Here is a 20,411-nt window from a genome sequence, read left to right on the forward strand (position 1 = left end):
GGCGTCCATGGCCCGCCGCGCCTGCAGCCGCCGCAGCTCGGCGGCCTTCTCCGCGTCCGACAGCACCGCCACCGGCAACCGCGCGACCGTCGGCCGCAGCTGGAGCAGCCACCCCACGAGCGCGCCCTCGAAGGGGCTGCGACTCAGCTCGGCGGTGGGCACGGGTCGAACATACGTACGAGGTGCGACAGTTCTGCGCCCACGCCCGACTCGTCGACCGGTCCGGGAGCGGCCTGCTGCTGGCGGCTCGACGGCAGACCCTCGGGGTGGCCCACCGCCACGACGCCGGCAGGACCGACGAGCGAGATCCCAGCGGCCGGCGGGTCGGGGCCGGCGACGGACGCAGCGGTTCCCGCCCGGGGCGCCGGTGGGAGCGGGCAGCGCGGCCAGTACGGTCGGCCGTCCGTCCGACCAGGCAGGAGGCCCGATGTCCGGGAACCCGGAGATGCTGCTCGTGGTGAACCGGGCGGCGGGGACCGCCCAGGACGACCGGGTGGAGGCGGCGGTCGCCGGGCTGCGCGAGGGCGGCGACGTCGCCGTCGCCGCGACCGCCGACGCGGACGACCTGGACGAGGCGCTCGCCGCCCATCCCCGCCACCGCGTCGTGGTGCTCGGCGGCGACGGCTCGGTGCACGCGGTGGTCGCCGCCCTCGACCGGGCGGGGCGGCTCTCGGCCGACGACCCGGTCGGCATCATCGCGTGCGGCACGGGCAACGACCTGGCCCGCACCCTCGGCCTGCCGCTGGACCCGGCCGACGGCGCCGCCGCCGTGCTGGCCGGGGTGCCGCGCCGGCTGGACCTGCTCCGCGACGACGCCGGCGCCGTGGTGGTCAACGCCGTGCACGCCGGGGTGGGGGCGGAGGCCGCGGCCGAGGCGCACCGGCTCAAGCAGCGGCTCGGCGCGGTCGCCTACCCGGTCGGCGCGGCGATCGCCGGGCTGGGGGACACCGGCTGGCCGCTACGGGTGGAGGTCGACGGGCGGGTCGCCGTCCACGAGAAGGAGGGCTGGGCCGCCGACGGCGAGCAGCCGGTGCTCATGGTCGGGGTGTGCAACGGCGCGACGATCGGCGGCGGCACCGCGCTCGCCCCGGACGCGCGGCCCGACGACGGCCTGGCCGACGTGGTCGTCTGCGCGGCGACCGGCCCGGTCGCCCGCGCGGCCTATGCGGCGGCGCTCACCGCGGGCCGGCACCTCGAGCGGCCCGACGTGCTGCTGCTGCGCGGCCGGGAGGTGCGGATCTCGGGTGGCCCGGTGCCCGTGGACGCCGACGGCGAGCTCGGCGAGGTGCCGGGGGCCGGCGGCTGGCGGCTCGCCCACCACGCCTGGTCGGTGCTGGTGCCGCGGTAGCCGCCCGGTAGCTCAGCCGCGGCTCTCCAGCCGGCGCCGGACGACGGCGGTCTGTTCCGGAGAGCCGATGAGCGCGCCGATCTCCGCCTGCTCGGCGGCCAGCCCCTCGGCGAGCGGCACCCGCCCGGCGAGGTCGACCAGCCGCTTGACCGCGCGGGTGGCGCTGCGGCTGTGCCCTGCGATCTCGGTGGCGAGCTCCTGCGCTGCGGAGAGCGGGTCGGCGGCCTCGCGGGTCGCCAGCCCCAGGCGCACCGCCTCGGTGCCCGACACCTTCCGCCCGGTGAGCGCCAGCTCCTTGGCGACGTCGCGGCCGACCAGCTCGGGCAGCAGCTGGGTGCCGCACATGTCGGGCACGATGCCCCAGAGGATCTCCATCAGCGACAGCTGCGCGTCGGGGGCGACCAGCCGGATGTCGGCCCCCAGGGCGATCTGCAGGCCACCGCCGAACGCGACGCCGTGCACCGCCGCGATCACCGGCGCCGGCACGAGCGACCACACGTGCACGACCTGCTGGGCCAGCGCGCGGGCCGCGCCCAGCGGCTCCGGGGCGGTCGCCTCGCGCTCGCGGGTGCGCTCCTGCCCGCGGTCGGCCATGTCCGCGAAGGAGCCGAAGTCCAGGCCGGCGCAGAACGCCCGGCCGGCGCCGGTGAGGACCACCGCGCCGACGTCCTCCCGGGTCATCAGCTCCTTGCCGGTGGCCAGGACCGCCGCGAACATCGCCGGGTCCAGCGCGTTCATCTTCTCGGGCCGGTCCAGCCGGACCGTCGCCACGCCGTCGGTCACGGTGAGCGCCACCCGGCGCGAGACGTCGTCAGCCATGATCGCTGTCTACGGGCGGCCCGCCCCGCCTGTCAACGCGCCGTGCGGTCGCCGCGGCTACCGTCCGACCATGAGCTCCGCCGCGCGCACCGCTGCCCGCCTGCTGCTGGGCTCGGTCATGGTGGTGGCCGGCGTGCTGCACCTGACGACGCAGCGGGAGGAGTTCCGCGCCCAGGTGCCGGCCTGGTTCCCCGTCGACGAGGACCTGACGGTGCTGGGCTCGGGCGTCGTCGAGATCGCCCTCGGCGCGTCGTTCGTCGCCCTCCCGCGGAAGCGCCGGCTCGTCGGCGCGCTGCTGGCCGCCTTCTTCGTGGTCATCTTCCCGGGCAACGTCGCGCAGTACGTCGAGGGCACCGACGCATTCGGCCTGGACAGCGACCGCAAGCGGCTCGTCCGGCTGTTCTTCCAGCCGCTGCTGGTGCTCTGGGCGCTCTACGGCGGTGGCTGGCTGCGGCGCCGCCGGGGGTGACCCCGTCGCCCGGGCGGCGAGGAGCTGCTCAACGGGCGTCGAGCAGCACCCGGGCCAGGAAGTCGGTGAGCTCCTCGGGCGCGTCCAGCGGCAGCACCTGCGCCACGTACTGGTCGGGCCGGACGAGCACCATGCACCCCTGGCTCCGGTCGATCCCGCGCAGGTCGAAGACGTCCTCGGCCTTCGGATCGGGGGCGAAGGCCTTCTCGTAGTCCACCAGCCCGAGCGACCCCTTGCGGGGCAGCAGCACCGCCGGCAGCTGGTCGACCGCCAGCTCGCGGTGGCCCTGCTGGAAGACCGCGCGCACGTCGATGACGGCGTCGGGGTCGGCGTCCTCTGGCGTGAAGCGGGCCAGCGGTGACTTCTCCGACGCGAGCCCGTCGAGCAGCACCCGGGCGCGCGACCTCGGCTCGCGGGGATCGGCGGCGTCGGCGAAGACGTAGAGCCGCCAGGCGCCGTCCGCGCGCGCGGCGTGCCCCAGGTGCACCGGCTTGGCGTCGCCGACCCGGACGACCGGTGCCGAGTGGAACCGCATGCCGACCGGGAACCCGGTCGCCAGCTGCTGGTGCTCGTCGGTGCCGGTGACCATCGACGGCCCGTAGTGCGTCGCGACGCCCGCGGTGAACCGGCCCTGGGCGGCGAAGTGCGCCTGGAACGCAGCCGGGTCGACGCCGTCGGCGTCGTCGGGCGAGGCCTTGGGCTTGGCGCTCATCATGCGGGCGAACTCGCGGTCGAAGTCGATCAGCTCCTGGGCCACCTGCTGCCGCTCGGCGGAGTAGGTGTGCAACAGCTCGGGCCGGGCGGTGCCCCGCAGCACCGCGGCGAGCTTCCAGCCCAGGTTCCAGGCGTCGGCCATCGACACGTTCATGCCCTGCCCGGCCTTGGCGCTGTGCGTGTGGCAGGCGTCCCCGGCGATGAACACCCGTGGCAGCCGGTGCGGCACCTCCTCGACCGGCACGTCGTCGAACTTCCCGCACAGCCGTTGGCCGATCTCGTAGACCGACCACCAGCCGACGCTGCGCACGTCGATCGAGTAGGGGTGCAGGATCCGGTTGGCCACCTCGGCCAGCTTCTCCGGGGTGACGCTGCGCCCCTCCAGCATCTCCCGGTCCCGCACCTGGTCGAGCTCGATGTAGAGCCGGACCAGGTAGCCGCCCTCGCGCGGGATGACCAGCAGATTTCCCTGGTCGGCCGAGTGGACGACCGCCTTGAGCCGGATGTCGGGGAAGTCGGTGACGGCGAGGACGTCCATCACCCCCCACGACTGGTTCATCGCGTCACCGACCAGCTCCTGGCCGATCGCCGACCGGATGGCGCTGCGCGAGCCGTCGCAGCCGACGACGTACCGCGCACGGACCGTCGAGGTCCCGCCGGTCGGCTGGAGGTCGCGCAGGTGCTGCAGGGTCACCGTCGCCGGGCCGTCGTCGTCCGGGAGCTGCACGTCGGTGGCGTGCAGGCCGTAGCAGGGCTCGAGCCGGGACGACGAGCGGGCCATGTGCTCGCGCAGGTAGGCGAGCATCCGCGCCTGGTTGACGATGACGTGCGGGAACTCCGACAACCCGTCCTCGACGTCCTGGATGCGGCCGGTGCGCACGATCCGCGACGGGTCCTCGGCGTCCGGGCGCCAGAAGCCCACCTCGTTGACCCAGTAGGCCTCGGCGACCAGCTGGTCGGCCAGGCCGAAGGCCTCGAACATCTCCACCGTGCGGCAGGCGACGCCGTCGGCCTGGCCGACCTGGAGCGGCCCGTCCCGCCGGTCGACGACGGCGGTGCGGATCCCGGGGAACTGGGCCAGCTGCGCGGCCAGGACCATGCCGGCCGGCCCGCAGCCGACGATCAGGACGTCGACCTCGTCGGGCAGGCCCTCGGGCCGGGTGGCGACCGACGGGTGCGGCTCGGCCAGCAGCGGATCGCCGGGCCGGTAGCCGTCGAGGTAGAACTGCACGCTTGCTCCCCTTGCGTCCGATCGTGCGGCGGGCGCTCCGACGGTCTCCCGATCCCGCAGGAGGGGATAGCGTTTTCTGCTGTGAAGAACAGGCCCGCCTACGCGATCGCCTCGGTGGACGCCGCGCTGCTGCTGGCCAGCCTGCTCCAGCAGGAGGGGGCGATGCGGGTCACCGACGTCGCCGCGCGACTGGGGGTGTCGGTCTCGACCGCGCACCGGCTGCTCGGGATGCTCGTCTACCGGGACTTCGCCGAGCAGCTGCCCGATCGGCGGTACGCACCCGGCCCGGTGCTGCGCCGCGGGGACGTGCCGCAGGAACCGGTGGCCGCGCTGCGCGAGGCGGCGCTGCCGCACCTGCGCCGGGTGGTCGAGGCGGTCGGCGAGGCGGCCAACGTGGTGGTGTTCGACGGCTCCGACGTCCGGTTCGTGGCGACGGTGGAGAGCGCGCAGGTGCTCCGGGTCGGCGACCGCACCGGGCGGGCGCTGCCGGCGCACCTGGCCTCCGGTGGCAAGGCGGTGCTGGCCCTGCTGGACGACGAGCGCCGCGCCGCCGTCCTCGGTGCCCTGGGCGAGGCGACGGCCGCCCGGCTGGAGCGGGAGCTGCGCACCGTCCGGCGGCGCGGCTTCGCGCTCAACGACGAGGCGACCGAGCCGGGCCTGACCGCGGTCGGCGTCGCCGTGCCACCCGCCGGGGGGTTCGAGGGTGTCGCGCTGTCGATCGCCGCGCCCTCGGCCCGGTACTCGGCGGACGAGCTGCCGTCCTGGGTGGCGCAGCTGACCGAGGCGGCGGGCGCGCTGGCCCGGGACCTCGGGGCTGCCCGCCCCATCGCGTGAGGCAGTGATCACGTACCCGCCGGTAGCCGGTGGGACCGGCGCACAGGCACTAGGTTCGGGGAGGACCGGGTCGTCGGCGCAGGGGAGTGGCACGTGGGCAGATCGGTGCTGGTGACAGGCGGCAACCGCGGCATCGGGCTCGCCATCGCCCGCTCGTTCGCCGAGCAGGGTGACTCCGTCGCCGTCACCCACCGCGGCAGCGGCGCCCCCGACGGCCTCTTCGGCGTGCGGTGCGACGTCACCAGCGCCGAGGACGTCGACCGCGCCTTCACCGAGATCGAGGGGCACCAGGGCCCGGTCGAGGTGCTGGTGAGCAACGCCGGGATCACCCGCGACGGGCTGCTCATGCGGATGAAGGAGGAGGACTTCACCGACGTCCTCGACGCCAACCTCACCGCCGCGTACCGGGTGTCCAAGCGCGCGGCCGCCAGGATGGTGCGCGCCCGCTCGGGCCGGATGGTCTTCGTCTCCTCCGTCGTCGGCCTGCTCGGCTCCGCCGGCCAGACGAACTACGCCGCGTCGAAGGCGGGGCTCGTGGGGCTGGCGCGCTCGATCGCCCGCGAGCTGGGCAGCCGCGGCATCACGGCCAACGTCGTCGCGCCCGGGTTCGTCACCACCGACATGACCGCGGAGCTGCCCGAGGCCCGGCAGAAGGAGATCCTCGGGCAGGTGCCGCTGGGCCGGTACGCCGACGCCGACGAGATCGCCGGCGTGGTGCGCTTCCTGGCGTCGGACGCGGCGGGCTACATCACCGGGGCGGTCGTCCCGGTCGACGGCGGACTGGGAATGGGGCACTGATGAGCGGCATCCTCGAGGGCAAGAAGGTCCTGATCACCGGGGTCCTCACCGAGGCGTCGATCGCGTTCGCCACCGCCCGGCTCGCGCAGGAGCAGGGCGCCACCGTCGTCCTGTCCAACTTCGGGCGGGCGCTGTCGCTGTGCCAGCGGATCGCCAAGCGGCTGCCGCAGGAGGCCGCCGTCGTCGAGCTCGACGTCACGGACACCGAGCACCTGGCCACGCTCGCCGACCGGCTGCGCGAGCAGGGGTTCGACTCCCTCGACGGCGTCGTCCACTCGATCGGCTTCGCGCCGCGGGAGGCCATGGGCGAGGGCTTCCCCGAGGTGGCGTGGGAGCACGCGGCCACGGCGTTCCAGGTCTCGTCCTGGTCCTACGCCTCGCTCACCCAGGCCTGCCGGCCGCTGCTGGCCAACCCCTCGTCGGTCGTCGGCCTCACCTTCGACGCCTCCGTCGCCTGGCCGGTCTACGGCTGGATGGGCGCGGCCAAGGCGGCGCTGGAGTCGGTGAGCCGCTACGTCGCCCGCGAGCTCGGCCCCGACGGCGTGCGGTCCAACATCGTCGCCGCCGGGCCGCTGCGCAGCATGGCGATGAAGTCCATCCCCGGCAGCAAGCAGTTCGAGGAGGCGTGGGAGGGGCGCGCCCCGCTGGGCTGGTCGGTCACCGACACCGAGCCCGCCGGCAAGGCCGTCGTCGCCCTGCTCTCCGACTGGTTCCCCGCCACGACCGGCGAGATCGTCCACGTCGACGGGGGGTTCCACGCCGTCGGCGTGTGACCGCATCCAGAACCGCCCCGCGACAGGAAAGAACCCACGTGCCCCGCTCCATCGTCGACATCACCCCTGCCGGCCAGCGTCCAGACGAAGACCCGTCGCTCGCCGTCCGCAACAACGGCGGCGTCGCGCCGTCGACCGAGCCCGCGCCGCCCGGACGGCGGGAGGCGCTGCTGCTGCTCTCCTTCGGCGGCCCGGAGGGCCACGACGACGTGATGCCGTTCCTCGAGAACGTCACCCGCGGCCGCGGCATCCCGCGGGAGCGGCTGGAGGAGGTCGCCGAGCACTACCACCACTTCGGCGGCGTCAGCCCGATCAACGACCAGAACAAGGCGCTGCTCGCGGCGCTCGAGGCGGAGCTGCGCGCGGCCGGGATCGACCTGCCGGTCTACTGGGGCAACCGGAACTGGGCGCCCTACGTCGAGGACGTCTGGCAGCAGATGGCCGACGACGGCATCCAGCACGCCTACGTGCTCGCCACCTCGGCGTACGCCTCGTTCTCCGGCTGCCGGCAGTACCACGAGGACATCGCCCGCGCCCGCGCCGCGCTGACCGGCGACGCCGCCGCCCCGGGCGGGCCGACGGCCGAGAAGCTGCCGCACTACTTCGACGCCGAGGGGTTCGTGCGGGCCAACGCCGACGCCCTCGCCGCCGCGCTCGCCGAGCTGCCGGAGGACCTGCGGGGCAGTGCCCGCCTGGTCGCGACCGCGCACAGCATCCCGGACATGATGGCCGCCGTCGCCGGGCCCGAGGGGCATGCCTACGAGGCGGAGCTGCAGGCCGCCGCGCAGCAGGTCGTCGACCTCGCCGCCCCCGGCCGGCCCTTCGACCTGGTCTGGCAGAGCCGGTCCGGCCCGCCGTCGGTGCCGTGGCTGGAGCCCGACGTCAACGACCACCTGGAGGCGCTGGCCGCGGCGGGGGAGAAGGCGGTCGTGCTCTTCCCGGTCGGGTTCGTCAGCGACCACCTCGAGGTGATCTGGGACCTCGACAACGAGGCCAAGGAGACCGCCGAGCGGCTGGGCCTGGCCTTCGCCCGGGCCGCCACCGCCGGCACCCACCCGGCCTTCGTGACGGCGCTGCGCGACCTGCTCCAGGAGCGGCGGGCCGGCGGCGAACCGCGGCTGGGCACCAACTGCCCCGCGTTCTGCTGCTACACCCCGCCGCGTCCCGCGCGACCGGCGAGCTGACCGGCCCGCTCCCAGGGCGTTTCTCGTGCTCCCCAGGTGCTGCAGCCCCTGGGGAGCACGAGCTCGACCCCGAAAGGGTGCGCTTGGTCCTGCGTCACCTCGGGATGTCGTTGTACGCGGCCACGAGCGCCTCGCGCACGGCGGCCGAGAGCGGTCGCAGCGCCTCGTCCCGGGCCGCGGCCTGGCGGTGGGTCACCGCCCCGCCCGGGGCGTCGGCGAGCGCCAGGTCGAGCACCGCGGCCAACCGCATGCCCCGGGCCAGCAGCGACAGCGCCAGCGCATCGGTGCCGTCGGGCAGGGTGACCCCGCGGACCGGCCGGCCCAGGTCGGCCAGCAGCGCCGGCACCTCGGGGTGCCACCGGGCGAGGTCGAGCTCGGCCAGGGTGCGGGCGGCGTCGACCATCGCCAGGTCCAGCGCCCCGGACGCGGCGCGCAGGGTCCCCTCCACGGGTGGTGGCGTGGCAGGGGCGTCGTCCAGCGGGAACGCCGTCCACTGCAGCACCTCCGAGCCGATCGGCTCGGGCACCAGCGCCACCCGCTCGCCGACGGCGACCTGACCGGTCTCCAGCGCGAGCGGCGCGAGCCCGGGCACGGCCGGCAGGCCCCGGACGTCGCCGGGCGCGGGGAGGACGAGCCGCAGCCGCCGTTCGCCCAGGCCGCGCAGCGCGCTGAGCGCCTCGTGCAGCGGGACGGCGGCCGCCGTCCCGGGCAGGCCGGTCACGCGGTGGGCGGCGTCCCCGGTGATCGCGTCGAGGGTCTCGTCGTAGGAGGCGCGCCCGCCGAGCCAGGCGGTGGCCCAGAGCGCGAGCCGGCCGGCGGGGAAGTCCTGCACCGGTCGAGGCTACGTCGGCGCGGTGGCTTCCTCGGCGGGCGTCCCGGGGCCGCGGCTCTGCCAGACTCGGGACATGGCGTGGTTGCTGTGGTTGATCGGGGCCGGGGCGCTGGCGGTCGGGGAGATGCTGACCCTCGACCTGGTGCTGCTCATGCTGGCCGGCGGGGCCGTCGGCGGGATGACGGTCGCGCTGCTCGGCGGTGCGCTGTGGCTGCAGCTGGCCACCTTCATCATCGTCTCGGGGGTGCTGCTGGTCGCGGTGCGCCCGATCGCGAAGAAGCAGCTGACCGACCGCACGCCGCTGCAGCTCGACGGCGTCGACACGCTCATCGGCCGGACGGCCCAGGTCACCGCCCAGGTGGACCGCAGCGGCGGGCGGATCCGGCTGGGCGCCGACGAGTGGAGCGCGCGCAGCCAGCACAGCGCGGAGTCCTTCGCCGTCGGCGAGACCGTGCGCATCCTGGAGGTCGACGGCGCGACGGCGGTCGTGGGGGACGCGCTGGAGTGAACGTCGTCCCCCGGGTGCTGACCCGGGTGGACCCGGCAGGGCAGGATCGACGGTGACCCCCGACGAAGGGAGCCAGCCGTGGATGCGGCGCTCATCGCACTGATCGTCGTCGCCGTGCTCGTGATCATCGTGATCGCGAAGAGCGTGACGATCGTCCCCCAGGCCCAGGCCAAGGTCGTGGAGCGGCTCGGCCGGTACAGCCGCACGCTCTCGCCCGGCCTCTCGGTCCTCGTCCCGTTCGTCGACCGCGTCCGCGCGACGATCGACCTGCGCGAGCAGGTCGTCTCCTTCCCGCCGCAGCCGGTGATCACCGCGGACAACCTGCAGGTCGGCATCGACACCGTCGTGTACTTCCAGGTCACCGACCCGCGGCTGGCCGTCTACGGCATCGCGAACTACATCACCGGCATGGAGCAGCTGACCACGACCACGCTGCGCAACGTGGTCGGCGGGCTGAACCTCGAGGGCGCGCTCACCGGGCGCGACGGCATCAACAGCCAGCTGCGGTCGGTCCTCGACGGCACCACCGGGCCGTGGGGTCTGCGCGTGGCGCGCGTGGAGATCAAGGCCATCGACCCGCCGCCGTCGATCCAGGACTCGATGGAGAAGCAGATGCGGGCCGACCGCGACAAGCGGGCCATCATCCTGCAGGCCGAGGGTGCCCGGCAGTCGGCGATCACCACCGCCGAGGGTGAGAAGGCCGCCGCCATCCTCTCCGCGGAGGGCAAGAAGCAGTCGGCGATCCTCGAGGCGGAGGCCGAGAGGCAGAGCCGCATCCTGCGCGCGGAGGGTGAGCGCGCCGCGCTGTACCTGCAGGCGCAGGGGCAGGCGAAGTCCATCGAGACCGTCTTCCAGGCCATCCACGACGGCAAGCCCGACCAGGGCCTGCTGGCCTACCAGTACCTGCAGACGCTGCCGCAGATCGCGCAGGGCGACGCCAACAAGATGTGGATCGTGCCCAGCGAGTTCAGCAAGGCGCTCGAGGGGCTGGCCAACATGGGCGGGGCCCAGGAGGGCAAGTCCTGGATGGACGTCGAGCCCTCCGGTGACGGTGCTGGCGCCCGGGACGGCGGGCTGGACACCAGCTCCTGGTTCGAGTCGCAGCTGCCCCGGGCCGCGGACCAGCCGGAGGCGAAGATCGAGCTGTCCAGCATCAGCGACACCGCCCCCGCGGTGCCGACCCCGCCGCCCCTGGCCCAGGTCACCCAGGACGTGCAGGACAGCGGGCCGGCCGCCGACCCGCGCAACCGGGTCGGCAGCGACGACCCGGACGCCCCGGACGGCCCACCGCAGCTGCCCCCGCGGTCCTGAACCGCTGAACGCCGATGGCCCAGAACTCCACGAGTTCTGGGCCATCGGCGTTCAACGGGGTGCTGTCAATCCTTGAGCAGGCCCTCGCGGAGCTTGGCCAGCGTCTGGCTGAGCAGGCGGGAGACGTGCATCTGCGAGATGCCGATGTCCGCCGCGATCTGCGACTGGGTCATGTTGCCGAAGAAGCGCAGGATGAGGATGCGCCGCTCGCGGGCCGGGATGGTGGCCAGCAGCGGCTGCAGCGACTCGCGGTACTCCACGCCCTCGAGCGCGGCGTCCTCCTCGCCCAGCGTCGCCGCCAGGGTGGGGGAGTCGTCCTCACCGGAGAGCCGCTCGTCCAGCGAGCTGCTGCGGTAGGCGTTGGCCACGGCCAGCCCCTCCAGCACCTCGGCCCGGGGGATGCCCAGGTGCTCGGCCAGCTCCGACGGTGTCGGCGCGCGGCCGTTCTTCTGCGCCAGCTCGCCGACGGCCGCGTTCAGCGACAGGTGCAGCTCCTGGAGCCGTCGCGGCACGCGGACCGACCAGCCCTGGTCGCGGAAGTGCCGCTTGATCTCGCCGGTGATCGTGGGGACGGCGAAGGACAGGAACTCCACGCCGCGGGTGGGGTCGAACCGGTCGATGGCGGCGATCAGGCCGAGGGTGCCCACCTGCAGGAGGTCGTCGAAGGGTTCCCCGCGGTTGCTGAACCGCCGCGCGAAGTGCCGGACCAGCGGCAGGTGCTCCTCGACGAGGATCTCCCGCAGCCGCTCCCGGCGAGGGTCGTCCTTCTCGAGCGTGGCGAGCTCGGCGAAGAGCGGGGCGGTGCGCTCGGCGCGGCGCCGGTTCTCCGACATCGGGGGGGAGTCCGGCTCACCGGCATCGGCGGCCGGCCCACCGGGCGCAGGCTGCCCGGGGGCGTCGGCCGGCTCGTCCGCCGGGCGGTCGACCGGCTTGCCGTCGGTGGCGTCCAGTGGTTCCTCCTCGACGGAGTCGGCGGCGGCCGACCTGCTCATCGGGCCACCGAGAGGTTGTCGCTGCCGACGCCGGCCGGGTGCTGGCCCGGCAGGTACTTGGCGAGGGAGATGACGGCGACCGGCACGTCCCCGCCGGAGCCGCCCGGCATCTCGCGCTCGGTGGCGCGGCGGCCCTCGACGGAGTCGACCAGCGCGGCGAGCACCGCCCAGCCGAAGCCGTCGGTCGGGACCTCGGTGCCGTCCGCGGTCGGCACCCAGGCGCTGATGTGCAGGCCGGCCCGGGTGGTCTCGAAGACGACGGTCAGCGGCGCGTCGCCCGAGACGATCGTCGACAGCGTGGCGCAGGCCTCGTCGACGGCCAGGCGGAGGTCCTCCACCGCGTCGAGGTCGTAGTCCATCCGCATCGCCAGGTCACCGGCCATGGCCCGCACCGCGGGCAGCTGGGTCGGTGTGGTGGGCACCCGCAGCTCCAGTCGCTCCGCGCGCCGTCCGTCCTGCGCGAGGGGGCCCCTCGAGTCGACCATCCGTCGTCCGCTCCTTCGTTCCCGGCGCGCTCGACCCTCGAGCCGCGGCGGTGCTCCGTGTCGCGCCGCCCGGCCCCCGGCGGGGGCCCGGACCGGCCGCCCGGTCGGTGCACAAGGCGGTTGCTTACCCGGGCGCCGCCGACCGCGAAACGTGGCCCCGACCACGGGTTCCACGCCTCGGGCACGCGGTTGCCGCCGCCGGGACCCTGCGGTTTGCTGGCCCGAGATGAGCACCGGTTCCGGCAGTCTGCCACCTCTCGTCGACAGCGCCCTGGACGAGGGCTCCGCCGTGCTGCTCGCCGCCCTGGAGTCCGCGCCCGACGCCCTGTTCTGCCTCGTGGCCGACGCCCCGGGCCCGGTGTGGGCCAACGCCCGCGCCCGCGGGCTGGAGACCGGCCGCGGTGGCCTGCCCGAGCTCTCCGGCCGTCCGCTGACCGACCTGGTGGACGCCGCGGCGCGCTCCGGGCAGGTCGAGACGCTCAGCGGCGCCCTCGGGCCCGGAGGCCCCCCGGCGACGGCCACGGCGCGACCGGTGGCGGTCGACGGCCGGCCGGGTGCCTTCCTGGTGATCGAGGCGCTCGCCGCCGACGACGTGCACCGCGCGCAGCAGGCGCTGCTGCCGCCCGCGCTGCCGATGCTGCCCGACGTCGTGCTGTCGGGGAGCTACCACCGCGCCGCCGAGCCGTCCGCGGCCGGGGGAGACTGGTACGACGCCGTGCCGCTGGGCAAGGGGCACGTCGCCCTCGTCGTGGGTGACGCCGTCGGGCACGGGGTGGCCGCGGCCGGCGCGATGAGCCGGCTGCGCGGCGCGCTCCGCTCGACCCTGCTCGGCGACCCGGAGCCGGCGGCGGTGCTCGGCGCGCTGGACGCCTTCGCGGCCCAGATGGAGGACGTCGAGGGCACGTCGCTGTTCTACGGCCTGCTCGACGCCGCCACCGGGCGCCTGGTCTACAGCGCCGCCGGGCACCCGGCGCCGCTCGTGGTGCACGCGGACGGGAGCAGCGCCTTCCTCGAGGTGACGCCGCGACCGCCCCTCGGCAGCCTCCCCGGGGCCCCGGCGCCGGTGCACGGGACTCACCTGGCCCAGGGCGACACGCTCGTGCTGTTCTCCAACGGGGCGGTCACCGGCCTCGACGAGCCGCCGGCCGAGGCGCTGGGGCGGCTCGGGGAGGCCGCGCGCGCGGTGCTGGACGACCCCGGTGCCCTCGACGTCGAGGCGGCTGCCGGGCTGGCCGGCGCGATCGCCGAGGGGGCGCGCCGGCCGCACGGCTGGCTGGACGACGTCGCCGTCCTGGTCGCCCACCGGCGGGCGTCCACCCACGAGGCGCTCCGGCTGGACCTGCCCGCGGTGCCGTCGGCGCTGCCCGGCGTGCGCCGGCGGCTCAACGCCTGGCTGACCGAGCTCGGCATGGGCGAGCAGGACCGGGTGGGCGTCATGGTGGCGGTGGGTGAGGCGTGCGCCAACGCCGCCGAGCACGCCTACCGCGGCGTCGAGCCCGGGCCGATGTCGGTGACCGCCCAGGTCGACGTCGACGGCGTCCTCACCGTGACGGTGCACGACGAGGGCACCTGGCGCCCGCCGGACCGCGATCCCGGCGACCGGGGGCGCGGCCTGCTCATCATGCGGCAGCTGGTCGACGGCGTGACCCTCGTCGAGGACCACGGGACGACGGTGCGGCTGAGCTTCCGGCTGCGGCGGAACCCGGACGAGGAGGTCGACCCGCACCGCGCCGTCGAGGGCGCCGACGTGGTGGTCGACCGCGAGGGGCCGCGCCCGGTCGTGCGGGCCGCGGGGGCGATCGACGCCGCCGCCGCCGAGCAGCTGCGCATCCGGATGCTCGAGGCCAGCCACGGCGGCGCCACGCCGATGGAGCTGGACCTGTGCGAGGTCGGCCTGTTCAGCAGCGCCGCGGTCCGCGTGGTGCTGGCCATGGCGCGCATCGCGCGGGACGAGTCGTGGCGGCTGGCGGTGCTCGCCCCCGAGGGCGGCGTGACCCGGCACGTGCTCGAGATCAGCGGCCTCGACGGGCTGGTCGACCTGCGCTGAGGTGTGACGGTCCGTGCCGCGGCGTTTGCGGACCGCCCGCGGTGCCCATCCACCGCCCGTGAGACTGCGGCGGAGCGACGTGCACGGCCCCGGCTACCGGCGCCGCAAGGCCGGGCGGGGCTTCGCCTACTACGACACCGACGGCAGCCTGATCAAGGACGACCGGCTGGACCGGATCCGCGGCCTGGCCATCCCGCCGGCGTGGAAGGACGTCTGGATCTGCCCGTGGCCCAACGGGCACATCCAGGCGACCGGCGTGGACGCCGCGGGGCGCCGCCAGTACCGCTACCACGACGCGTGGCGCGCCCGTCGCGACGCGGAGAAGCACGAACGGGTGCTGGAGATCGCCCGCCAGCTGCCCGACGTCCGTGATGCGGTGACCGCCGCCCTGCGCACCCGCGGGCCGAACCGGGAGCGGGTGCTGGCCTGCGCGCTGCGGCTGCTGGACCTGGGCACCTTCCGCATCGGCAGCGAGGAGTACGCGGAGGAGAACGGCACCTACGGGCTGGCCACCCTGCGCCGTGAGCACGTGACCGTGCGGGGGGAGAAGACGTTCTTCCGGTACACCGCCAAGGGCGGCATCGAACGCGAGGTGGAGATCGTCGACCGGCCCACCGCGACCGTCGTCCGCCAGCTGCTGGAGCGGCCGGACGACACCGGCGACGACCTGCTCGCCTACGTGACCGACGAGGGCTGGAAGGACGTCACCAGCGACGAGATCAACGCCTTCCTCAAGGAGGTGAGCGGCGCCGACATCACGGCCAAGGACTTCCGCACCTGGAACGCCACGGTGATGATGGCGGCCGCCCTGGCCGAGGCGCCCCCGCCGGCGTCGAAGACCGCCCGGAAGAAGATCGTCACCGCCGCCTACAAGCGGGTCAGCGAGCAGCTGGGCAACACGCCCGCGGTCTGCAAGGCCAGCTACGTCGACCCCCGCGTCGTCGACCGGTTCGAGCACGGCGAGACCGTCGCGGACGCGCTGCAGGAGGCCGACGAGGCGGACGCCGACCGGGACACCCAGAAGGTGCTCGAGCAGGCCGTCTGCCGGCTCCTCTCGGCCTGAGGACGACGAAGGCCCCCGCCGCTGGTGCGGCAGGGGCCTTCGGTCGGCCCCGTCCCGGGGCCCGCCCTGAGCGTGCGAAGGGTGGGGAGGACGGGGTCCTTTACCGGGCGTCGGCGATCGTGAACAGGTCGATCAGGCCGGTCACCTCGAGCGGCCGCGTGACGGCGCGCGTGGTGGCGATCAGCCGCAGGGCGACCTCACGGCTGCGGGCGGACTTCTGCGTCTCGACGAGGACGGCGAGACCGGCCGAGCCCAGGAACTGGACGCCGGACAAGTCGATCACCAGCTCGCGCGGCTGCTGCTCGAGCTGGCTGTCCAGGGTCGAACGGAGCACGGGAGCGGTGAAGGTGTCCACCTCGCCGACGACCGTGACCGTGACAGCGCCGTCCTCGTCGGTGGAGGTCGACAGCGTGATCACGTCGTCGAAGGGTGCCTCGGTGCCCTCGGTCGACACGTCGGGCTGCCCCTCGGCGGGCAGGTCGGAAGTGGTCACGGACAGTGGCTCCTCTCGGCGGACCCGGACGACGGGCCGCCCGGACAATCTACCGCTCCGCGGTACCGGGGATCCGGGCCCACGGCTCGCGGTGGTCGGACGTGTCGCGCGCCGGACCCCGGGGCCCGGCACACCGCGGCTGCCTGCTGAACCGCGGACCCAACGTAGACAACCTGCCGGGCGCGCGCCAACCCACCCCCCGGGACCACCCGGTGGGGTGGCGGGGGTGGGTCGGTGACGCGTGCGGGGAGCGGTCAGCCGTCGGTGACGTGGACGGCGGACTCCTCGGGGCCCTCGCCGCCCACGGGGAGGTCCGCGGTCGCCTCGACGTCGTCGGCGGTGCGGTTGGTGCCCGAGTCGCTCTCGGGGGTGGTGGAGGTGTCCTGCTCCAGCTGGGCGTCCGCGCGCGACGGGTCCTCGGCGGGCCGGACGTCGAGCGCGTCGTCGGGCAGCTCGCGCTCCAGGCGCTGGGTCAGCGGCTCGCCCTCGGACTGCTCGAAGGCGGTGGTGCCGAAGTCGGTGGTGGCCGTCGGCTGCTCGCCGGGCAGCGGCTCGAACTGCGGGTCCTCCGCCCGGTCCATGGTGGGGGAGTCGTCCTGCGCGACCTCGGGGATGCCGTCGTCCTCGGGGAAGACGTCGCGCGCGGTCTGGCCCTCGGGCTGCGTCATGCGGTGCCTCCGTCTCTGCGCGGGTGCGCTCGTGGTCCTGGTCGGCGTCGCACGGGGGACGCCGCGCCGGCCGGGGGACCGGCGTCGGACCACCGCCCTACCCGGGTGCCCGGTCGCCATGCGCCGGTGTGCCCCGCGGCACTGTGGCGGGAGGGAGGGCATGGTCGCGCGCCCGGCGGGTAGCGGGGGGCCCATGGCGATCGCAGACGAGGTCCAGCGGGTCGGGGCGCCGCTCCGCCGCTGGGCGCGCACCCAGAAGCGCGAGTACACCCAGGGCGAACCGCGGCCCCTGGCCGGCGACCTGGGGGCCATGGGCGTCTACGCGGGTCTCGTGGCCGCCGGTGCCGCGGCGGTGCGGGCGGCGGGCCGGCAGCTGCCGGAGCGGATCCCACCGGGCGACGTCGCGCTGCTGACCATCGCCACCTTCCGGCTGGCCCGCCGCATCGCCAAGGACCCGGTGACCAGCCCGCTGCGGGCGCCGTTCGTCCGGTTCGAGGGCGCCTCGGGGCACGCGGAGGTCGCCGAGGAGGTGCGCGAGCACGGCGGGGTGAAGCACGCCGTCGGGGAGCTGCTCACCTGCCCGTTCTGCCTGGCCCAGTGGGTGGGCACGGCCTTCGTCTTCGGGTACGTGACCGCACCGCGGGCCACCCGGCTGGCCGCGCTGACCATGACCACCGTGGCCGGCTCCGACGTCCTGCAGTTCGTGTACGACTCCATCCAGAACGGGGCGCTCACCCGGACGGCGGACGCGCCGGGCGAGCCGGTCTGACGCAGCGGCCGTCGCCCGTCGGGGGTACCCGGCGCGGCGTTCGCGCTGCCGCAGGGGGCGCACCGGACCTATCCTGCGATCTTGACCCGGCTGCGGGGCCGGGGACCACCCGGCGCGACGGGTGCGAGGGAGGCTCGGCATGCGATCGATCTGGCGCGGCGCCGTCTCGTTCGGCCTGGTCAGCATCGGGGTGAAGCTGTACTCGGCGACCGAGGACAAGGACATCCGCTTCCACCAGGTGCACGCGGCCGACGGCGGGCGGGTGAAGTACCGGCGGGTCTGCTCGATCGACGGCGAGGAGCTCGAGTACGCCGACATCGCCAAGGGCTACGAGCTGCCCAGCGGCGAGGTCGTGATCCTCACCGACGAGGACTTCGACGAGCTGCCGCTGAGCACCCGCCGCGAGATCGAGGTGCTGGAGTTCGTCGACCAGGGCGAGATCGACCCGATCATGTTCGAGAAGACCTACTACCTGGAGCCCGACGGCCCCGCCGCCCGCCCCTACGTCCTGCTGCGCGACGCGCTCGAGAACGCCGGCCAGGTGGCGATCACCAAGATCGCGCTGCGGCAGCGCGAGTCCCTGGCGGCGCTGCGGGTGCGCGACGGCGTCCTGGTGCTGCACACGATGCGGTGGCCCGACGAGATCCGACGCCCCGACTTCGGCTTCCTCGACGAGGACATCTCGGTGCGGCCGCAGGAGCTGAAGATGGCCGAGGCCCTCATCGGCTCGATGACCACCGAGTTCGACCCCGAGCAGTTCACCGACGACTACCGCGAGGCGATGACCGCCCTGCTGGAGGCCAAGCAGAGCGGGGGAGAGGTCGCCCAGCCGGCGGAGGTGCCCGACGAGGGGGCCGCCGTCGTCGACCTGATGAGCGCCCTGCGCCGCAGCGTCGAGCGGGCCCGCGGCGGTGCCGCGGACGAAGCGCCGGAGAAGCCGCCGGCGAAGAAGGCGGCGTCCACCCGGAAGGCGGCCCCGCGCGCGACCGCCGCCGAGGCCGAGGAGAAGCCGCCGGCCAAGAAGGCCGCCGCCAGGAAGGCGGCCCCGAAGAAGGCGGCCGCGGGGAAGTCGACCTCGCGGGCCACCGGCGGCGACAAGCCCCCCGCCAAGCGGGCCCGCCGCAGCGCCTGAGGTGGCGGCGCCCGAACCGGCCGGCCTGCCGCTGCCGATGCTCGCCGTCCCCGGGGAGCTGCCCGCCGACGACGACGGCTGGGGCTACGAGTTCAAGTGGGACGGCGTGCGCGCGGTCGCCGGCGTGCGCGACGGGCGGCTGGTGCTCGCCTCGCGCAAGGGCGGTGACATCACCGTCCGCTACCCGGAGGTGGCGCGGCTGCCGGGTGCGCTCGCCGGGCGCGACGTCGTCGTCGACGGCGAGATCGTGCTCATGGACGCCCGGGGGCGGCCGGACTTCGGGGCGCTGCAGAACCGGATGCACCGCACCGGGCCCGAGGTGCCGCGCCTGGCGGCGGCCGCCCCGGTGACCTACCTGGTCTTCGACCTGCTCGCCCTCGACGGCGCCGACCTGCGCGGCCGACCCTACGGCGAGCGCCGGGCGCTGCTGGACGACCTCGCCCCGGCCGGCGCCCGGTGGGTGCTCACGCCGTGGTTCCCCGGCTCCGGCGCGCAGGTGCAGGCGGCGAGCGAGGAGAACGGCCTCGAGGGCGTCGTCGCCAAGCGGCTGGCCTCCCCGTACCGCGACGGCGTCCGCAGCCCCGAGTGGCGCAAGGTCAAGAACTTCTTCACCCAGTCCGTCGTCGTCGGCGGGTGGCGGCCCGGCCAGGGCCGGCGCGCGGGCACGATCGGCTCGCTGCTGGTCGGTGTGCCGGACGACGACGGCCGGCTGGTCTACGTCGGGCACGTGGGCACCGGCTTCGCCGACCAGGACCTGCGCGACCTCCAGCGGCTGCTCACCCGGCGGCCGTCGTCGCCGTTCGACGGGACGCTGCCGCGGGACATCACCCGGGACGCGCAGTGGGTCGAGCCCGACCTCGTCGGGGAGGTGGCCTACGCGGTCTGGACGGCGGAGGGGCGGCTGCGGCACCCGGTCTGGCGCGGGGTGCGCGACGACCTCGAGCCCGACGACGTGGTGCGCGAGACGTGAGCCCCGCCAAGCAGCTCGTGGAGATCGGCGGCCGGCGGCTGTCGGTGTCGAACCTGGAGAAGGTGCTCTTCCCCGAGGTGGGCTTCACCAAGGCGCAGGTCATCGACTACTACGTGCGCATCGCGCCGGTGCTGCTGCCGCACCTGGCCGGCCGGCCGGTCACCTTCACCCGGTGGCCCGACGGGGTGGAGGGGCAGGCCTTCTTCGAGAAGAACAGCGCCCGGCACGCCCCGGAGTGGGTGCGCCGGGTGCGGCTGCCGAGCCCGGGCAGCTCGCGGGGCCGCGAGACGCTGGACATGGTGCTGCTCGCCGACGTCCCGGACCTGGCGTGGGCGGCGAACCTCGCGGCCCTGGAGGTGCACGTCCCGCAGTGGCGGGTTGACGACGCCGGTGAGCCCCAGCTGCCCGACCTGCTGGTGCTCGACCTCGACCCGGGCCCGGAGACCGGCATCGCCGAGTGCTGCGAGGTGGCCGAGCGGCTCGGCGTGCGGCTCGAGGCCGACGGGCTGGACCCGGTGGTGAAGACGTCGGGCTCCAAGGGGATGCAGGTGTACGCGCCGATCGAGCCGCCGGCCGACCGCGAGCACCCCAGCCGGTACGCGAAGGCGCTGGCGCAGGAGCTCTCCGCCGAGACGCCCGAGCACGTCGTCTGGCGGATGGAGAAGGCGCTGCGCCCGGGCAAGGTGCTCATCGACTGGAGCCAGAACAACCCGGCCAAGACGACGGTGGCGCCCTACTCGCTGCGCGCCCGGGCGGGCGCGACGGTCTCCACGCCGATCGGCTGGGACGAGCTGGACGCCGTGCGCGACGGCTCGCTCGACCCGGGCGCGCTGCGCTTCACGACCGACCAGGTGCTGGCCCGCGTCGAGGAGTACGGCGACCTCTTCGACGTCGCGGGCGCCCGCCGCGCACCGCTGCCCGCGGCCTGACGACCGGCCCCCTCGCACGCTCGGGGTGAGCCTCTGGACGGG

21 protein-coding genes are annotated in these 20,411 nt (G+C 75.0%); 14 read left to right on the forward strand and 7 right to left on the reverse strand.

The window, feature by feature from the left end:
• The first annotated feature begins 427 nt into the window (after nucleotides 1–427).
• Complete coding sequence (locus E9529_RS05605) at nucleotides 428–1,348, forward strand: diacylglycerol kinase family protein (RefSeq protein WP_236830136.1); 921 nt, start codon at nucleotides 428–430, stop codon at nucleotides 1,346–1,348.
• Nucleotides 1,349–1,360: 12 nt separating this feature from the next.
• On the opposite strand, the gene E9529_RS05610 is transcribed toward E9529_RS05605, so the two are convergent.
• Nucleotides 1,361–2,167 (reverse strand): crotonase/enoyl-CoA hydratase family protein, encoded by an 807-nt coding sequence (locus tag E9529_RS05610; protein WP_236830137.1) that lies wholly within the window; start codon nucleotides 2,165–2,167, stop codon nucleotides 1,361–1,363.
• A gap of 70 nt (nucleotides 2,168–2,237) precedes the next feature.
• Here E9529_RS05610 and E9529_RS05615 point away from each other — a divergent pair, with 70 nt between their 5' ends.
• Entirely contained in the window at nucleotides 2,238–2,636 is a 399-nt protein-coding gene (locus E9529_RS05615; protein WP_236830138.1) for a hypothetical protein, read from the forward strand.
• A gap of 28 nt (nucleotides 2,637–2,664) precedes the next feature.
• On the opposite strand, the gene E9529_RS05620 is transcribed toward E9529_RS05615, so the two are convergent.
• Complete coding sequence (locus tag E9529_RS05620) at nucleotides 2,665–4,581, reverse strand: FAD-dependent monooxygenase (RefSeq protein WP_236830139.1); 1,917 nt, start codon at nucleotides 4,579–4,581, stop codon at nucleotides 2,665–2,667.
• An 81-nt stretch (nucleotides 4,582–4,662) separates the two neighbouring features.
• On the opposite strand from E9529_RS05620, the gene E9529_RS05625 reads away from it, so the two are divergent.
• The 4 genes from E9529_RS05625 to E9529_RS05640 all read left to right on the forward strand — a co-directional run bounded on the left by E9529_RS05625 (nucleotide 4,663) and on the right by E9529_RS05640 (nucleotide 8,170).
• Entirely contained in the window at nucleotides 4,663–5,415 is a 753-nt protein-coding gene (locus E9529_RS05625) for an IclR family transcriptional regulator (protein ID WP_236830140.1), read from the forward strand.
• Nucleotides 5,416–5,508: 93 nt separating this feature from the next.
• The gene (gene fabG / locus E9529_RS05630) at nucleotides 5,509–6,213 is read left to right on the forward strand and encodes a 3-oxoacyl-ACP reductase FabG (RefSeq protein ID WP_236830141.1); all 705 of its coding nucleotides are present in this window, start codon (nucleotides 5,509–5,511) and stop codon (nucleotides 6,211–6,213) included.
• Complete coding sequence (gene fabI / locus E9529_RS05635) at nucleotides 6,213–6,986, forward strand: enoyl-ACP reductase FabI (RefSeq protein WP_236830142.1); 774 nt, start codon at nucleotides 6,213–6,215, stop codon at nucleotides 6,984–6,986. Before fabG ends, fabI begins: the two co-directional genes overlap by 1 nt.
• Nucleotides 6,987–7,024: 38 nt before the next feature.
• Nucleotides 7,025–8,170, forward strand: a complete 1,146-nt coding sequence (locus tag E9529_RS05640) for a ferrochelatase (RefSeq protein WP_236830143.1) — start codon at nucleotides 7,025–7,027, stop codon at nucleotides 8,168–8,170.
• A 94-nt stretch (nucleotides 8,171–8,264) separates the two neighbouring features.
• Here E9529_RS05640 and E9529_RS05645 read toward each other — a convergent pair whose 3' ends face one another.
• Nucleotides 8,265–9,002 carry a hypothetical protein gene (locus tag E9529_RS05645; RefSeq protein WP_236830144.1) on the reverse strand — a complete coding sequence of 246 codons (738 nt, stop codon included), beginning with the start codon at nucleotides 9,000–9,002 and terminating at the stop codon, nucleotides 8,265–8,267.
• Nucleotides 9,003–9,075: 73 nt separating this feature from the next.
• On the opposite strand from E9529_RS05645, the gene E9529_RS05650 reads away from it, so the two are divergent.
• Nucleotides 9,076–9,510 (forward strand): NfeD family protein, encoded by a 435-nt coding sequence (locus tag E9529_RS05650; RefSeq protein WP_236830145.1) that lies wholly within the window; start codon nucleotides 9,076–9,078, stop codon nucleotides 9,508–9,510.
• A 78-nt stretch (nucleotides 9,511–9,588) separates the two neighbouring features.
• On the forward strand, nucleotides 9,589–10,821 hold the full coding sequence (locus E9529_RS05655; RefSeq protein WP_236830146.1) for an SPFH domain-containing protein: 1,233 nt from the start codon (nucleotides 9,589–9,591) through the stop codon (nucleotides 10,819–10,821).
• Nucleotides 10,822–10,886: 65 nt separating this feature from the next.
• Here E9529_RS05655 and E9529_RS05660 read toward each other — a convergent pair whose 3' ends face one another.
• Both E9529_RS05660 and E9529_RS05665 read right to left on the reverse strand, forming a co-directional pair.
• Nucleotides 10,887–11,813, reverse strand: coding sequence for an RNA polymerase sigma factor SigF (locus E9529_RS05660; RefSeq protein ID WP_236830147.1), 927 nt, complete (start codon nucleotides 11,811–11,813; stop codon nucleotides 10,887–10,889).
• Entirely contained in the window at nucleotides 11,810–12,298 is a 489-nt protein-coding gene (locus tag E9529_RS05665; protein WP_236830148.1) for an ATP-binding protein, read from the reverse strand. The genes E9529_RS05660 and E9529_RS05665 overlap by 4 nt, the downstream gene beginning before the upstream one ends.
• 226 nt (nucleotides 12,299–12,524) lie before the next feature.
• On the opposite strand from E9529_RS05665, the gene E9529_RS05670 reads away from it, so the two are divergent.
• Both E9529_RS05670 and E9529_RS05675 read left to right on the forward strand, forming a co-directional pair.
• Complete coding sequence (locus E9529_RS05670; RefSeq protein ID WP_236830149.1) at nucleotides 12,525–14,345, forward strand: SpoIIE family protein phosphatase; 1,821 nt, start codon at nucleotides 12,525–12,527, stop codon at nucleotides 14,343–14,345.
• Between the two features lie 58 nt (nucleotides 14,346–14,403).
• Entirely contained in the window at nucleotides 14,404–15,408 is a 1,005-nt protein-coding gene (locus tag E9529_RS05675) for a DNA topoisomerase IB (protein WP_236830150.1), read from the forward strand.
• 100 nt (nucleotides 15,409–15,508) lie between these two features.
• Here the strand turns inward: E9529_RS05675 and E9529_RS05680 are convergent, their stop codons facing one another.
• Both E9529_RS05680 and E9529_RS05685 read right to left on the reverse strand, forming a co-directional pair.
• Entirely contained in the window at nucleotides 15,509–15,901 is a 393-nt protein-coding gene (locus E9529_RS05680) for an STAS domain-containing protein (RefSeq protein ID WP_091933845.1), read from the reverse strand.
• Between the two features lie 254 nt (nucleotides 15,902–16,155).
• Nucleotides 16,156–16,569 (reverse strand): hypothetical protein, encoded by a 414-nt coding sequence (locus tag E9529_RS05685; RefSeq protein WP_236830151.1) that lies wholly within the window; start codon nucleotides 16,567–16,569, stop codon nucleotides 16,156–16,158.
• 193 nt (nucleotides 16,570–16,762) lie between these two features.
• On the opposite strand from E9529_RS05685, the gene E9529_RS05690 reads away from it, so the two are divergent.
• From E9529_RS05690 to ligD (E9529_RS05705), 4 genes are all read left to right on the forward strand, one after another.
• Nucleotides 16,763–17,338 carry a DUF1360 domain-containing protein gene (locus E9529_RS05690; RefSeq protein WP_236830152.1) on the forward strand — a complete coding sequence of 192 codons (576 nt, stop codon included), beginning with the start codon at nucleotides 16,763–16,765 and terminating at the stop codon, nucleotides 17,336–17,338.
• A 139-nt stretch (nucleotides 17,339–17,477) separates the two neighbouring features.
• Complete coding sequence (locus E9529_RS05695) at nucleotides 17,478–18,470, forward strand: Ku protein (protein WP_236830153.1); 993 nt, start codon at nucleotides 17,478–17,480, stop codon at nucleotides 18,468–18,470.
• 1 nt (nucleotide 18,471) lies between these two features.
• Nucleotides 18,472–19,440, forward strand: a complete 969-nt coding sequence (gene ligD, locus E9529_RS05700) for a non-homologous end-joining DNA ligase (protein WP_236830154.1) — start codon at nucleotides 18,472–18,474, stop codon at nucleotides 19,438–19,440.
• Nucleotides 19,437–20,369, forward strand: a complete 933-nt coding sequence (gene ligD, locus E9529_RS05705; protein WP_236830155.1) for a non-homologous end-joining DNA ligase — start codon at nucleotides 19,437–19,439, stop codon at nucleotides 20,367–20,369. Before ligD (E9529_RS05700) ends, ligD (E9529_RS05705) begins: the two co-directional genes overlap by 4 nt.
• Nucleotides 20,370–20,411 lie beyond the last annotated feature (42 nt).

The sequence above is a fragment of the Blastococcus sp. KM273128 genome (assembly GCF_021698975.1).
Taxonomy (GTDB): domain Bacteria; phylum Actinomycetota; class Actinomycetes; order Mycobacteriales; family Geodermatophilaceae; genus Blastococcus.

Bases quoted from the DNA above. Each gene is read 5' to 3' on its own strand.
- E9529_RS05665 (WP_236830148.1), bottom strand. From the start codon at position 12,298: ATGGTCGACTCGAGGGGCCCCCTCGCGCAGGACGGACGGCGCGCGGAG.
- E9529_RS05605 (WP_236830136.1), top strand. From the start codon at position 428: ATGTCCGGGAACCCGGAGATGCTGCTCGTGGTGAACCGGGCGGCGGGG.
- E9529_RS05670 (WP_236830149.1), top strand. From the start codon at position 12,525: ATGAGCACCGGTTCCGGCAGTCTGCCACCTCTCGTCGACAGCGCCCTG.
- E9529_RS05610 (WP_236830137.1), bottom strand. From the start codon at position 2,167: ATGGCTGACGACGTCTCGCGCCGGGTGGCGCTCACCGTGACCGACGGC.
- E9529_RS05660 (WP_236830147.1), bottom strand. From the start codon at position 11,813: ATGAGCAGGTCGGCCGCCGCCGACTCCGTCGAGGAGGAACCACTGGAC.
- E9529_RS05615 (WP_236830138.1), top strand. From the start codon at position 2,238: ATGAGCTCCGCCGCGCGCACCGCTGCCCGCCTGCTGCTGGGCTCGGTC.
- E9529_RS05685 (WP_236830151.1), bottom strand. From the start codon at position 16,569: ATGACGCAGCCCGAGGGCCAGACCGCGCGCGACGTCTTCCCCGAGGAC.
- E9529_RS05650 (WP_236830145.1), top strand. From the start codon at position 9,076: ATGGCGTGGTTGCTGTGGTTGATCGGGGCCGGGGCGCTGGCGGTCGGG.
- fabI (WP_236830142.1), top strand. From the start codon at position 6,213: ATGAGCGGCATCCTCGAGGGCAAGAAGGTCCTGATCACCGGGGTCCTC.
- E9529_RS05690 (WP_236830152.1), top strand. From the start codon at position 16,763: ATGGCGATCGCAGACGAGGTCCAGCGGGTCGGGGCGCCGCTCCGCCGC.
- E9529_RS05695 (WP_236830153.1), top strand. From the start codon at position 17,478: ATGCGATCGATCTGGCGCGGCGCCGTCTCGTTCGGCCTGGTCAGCATC.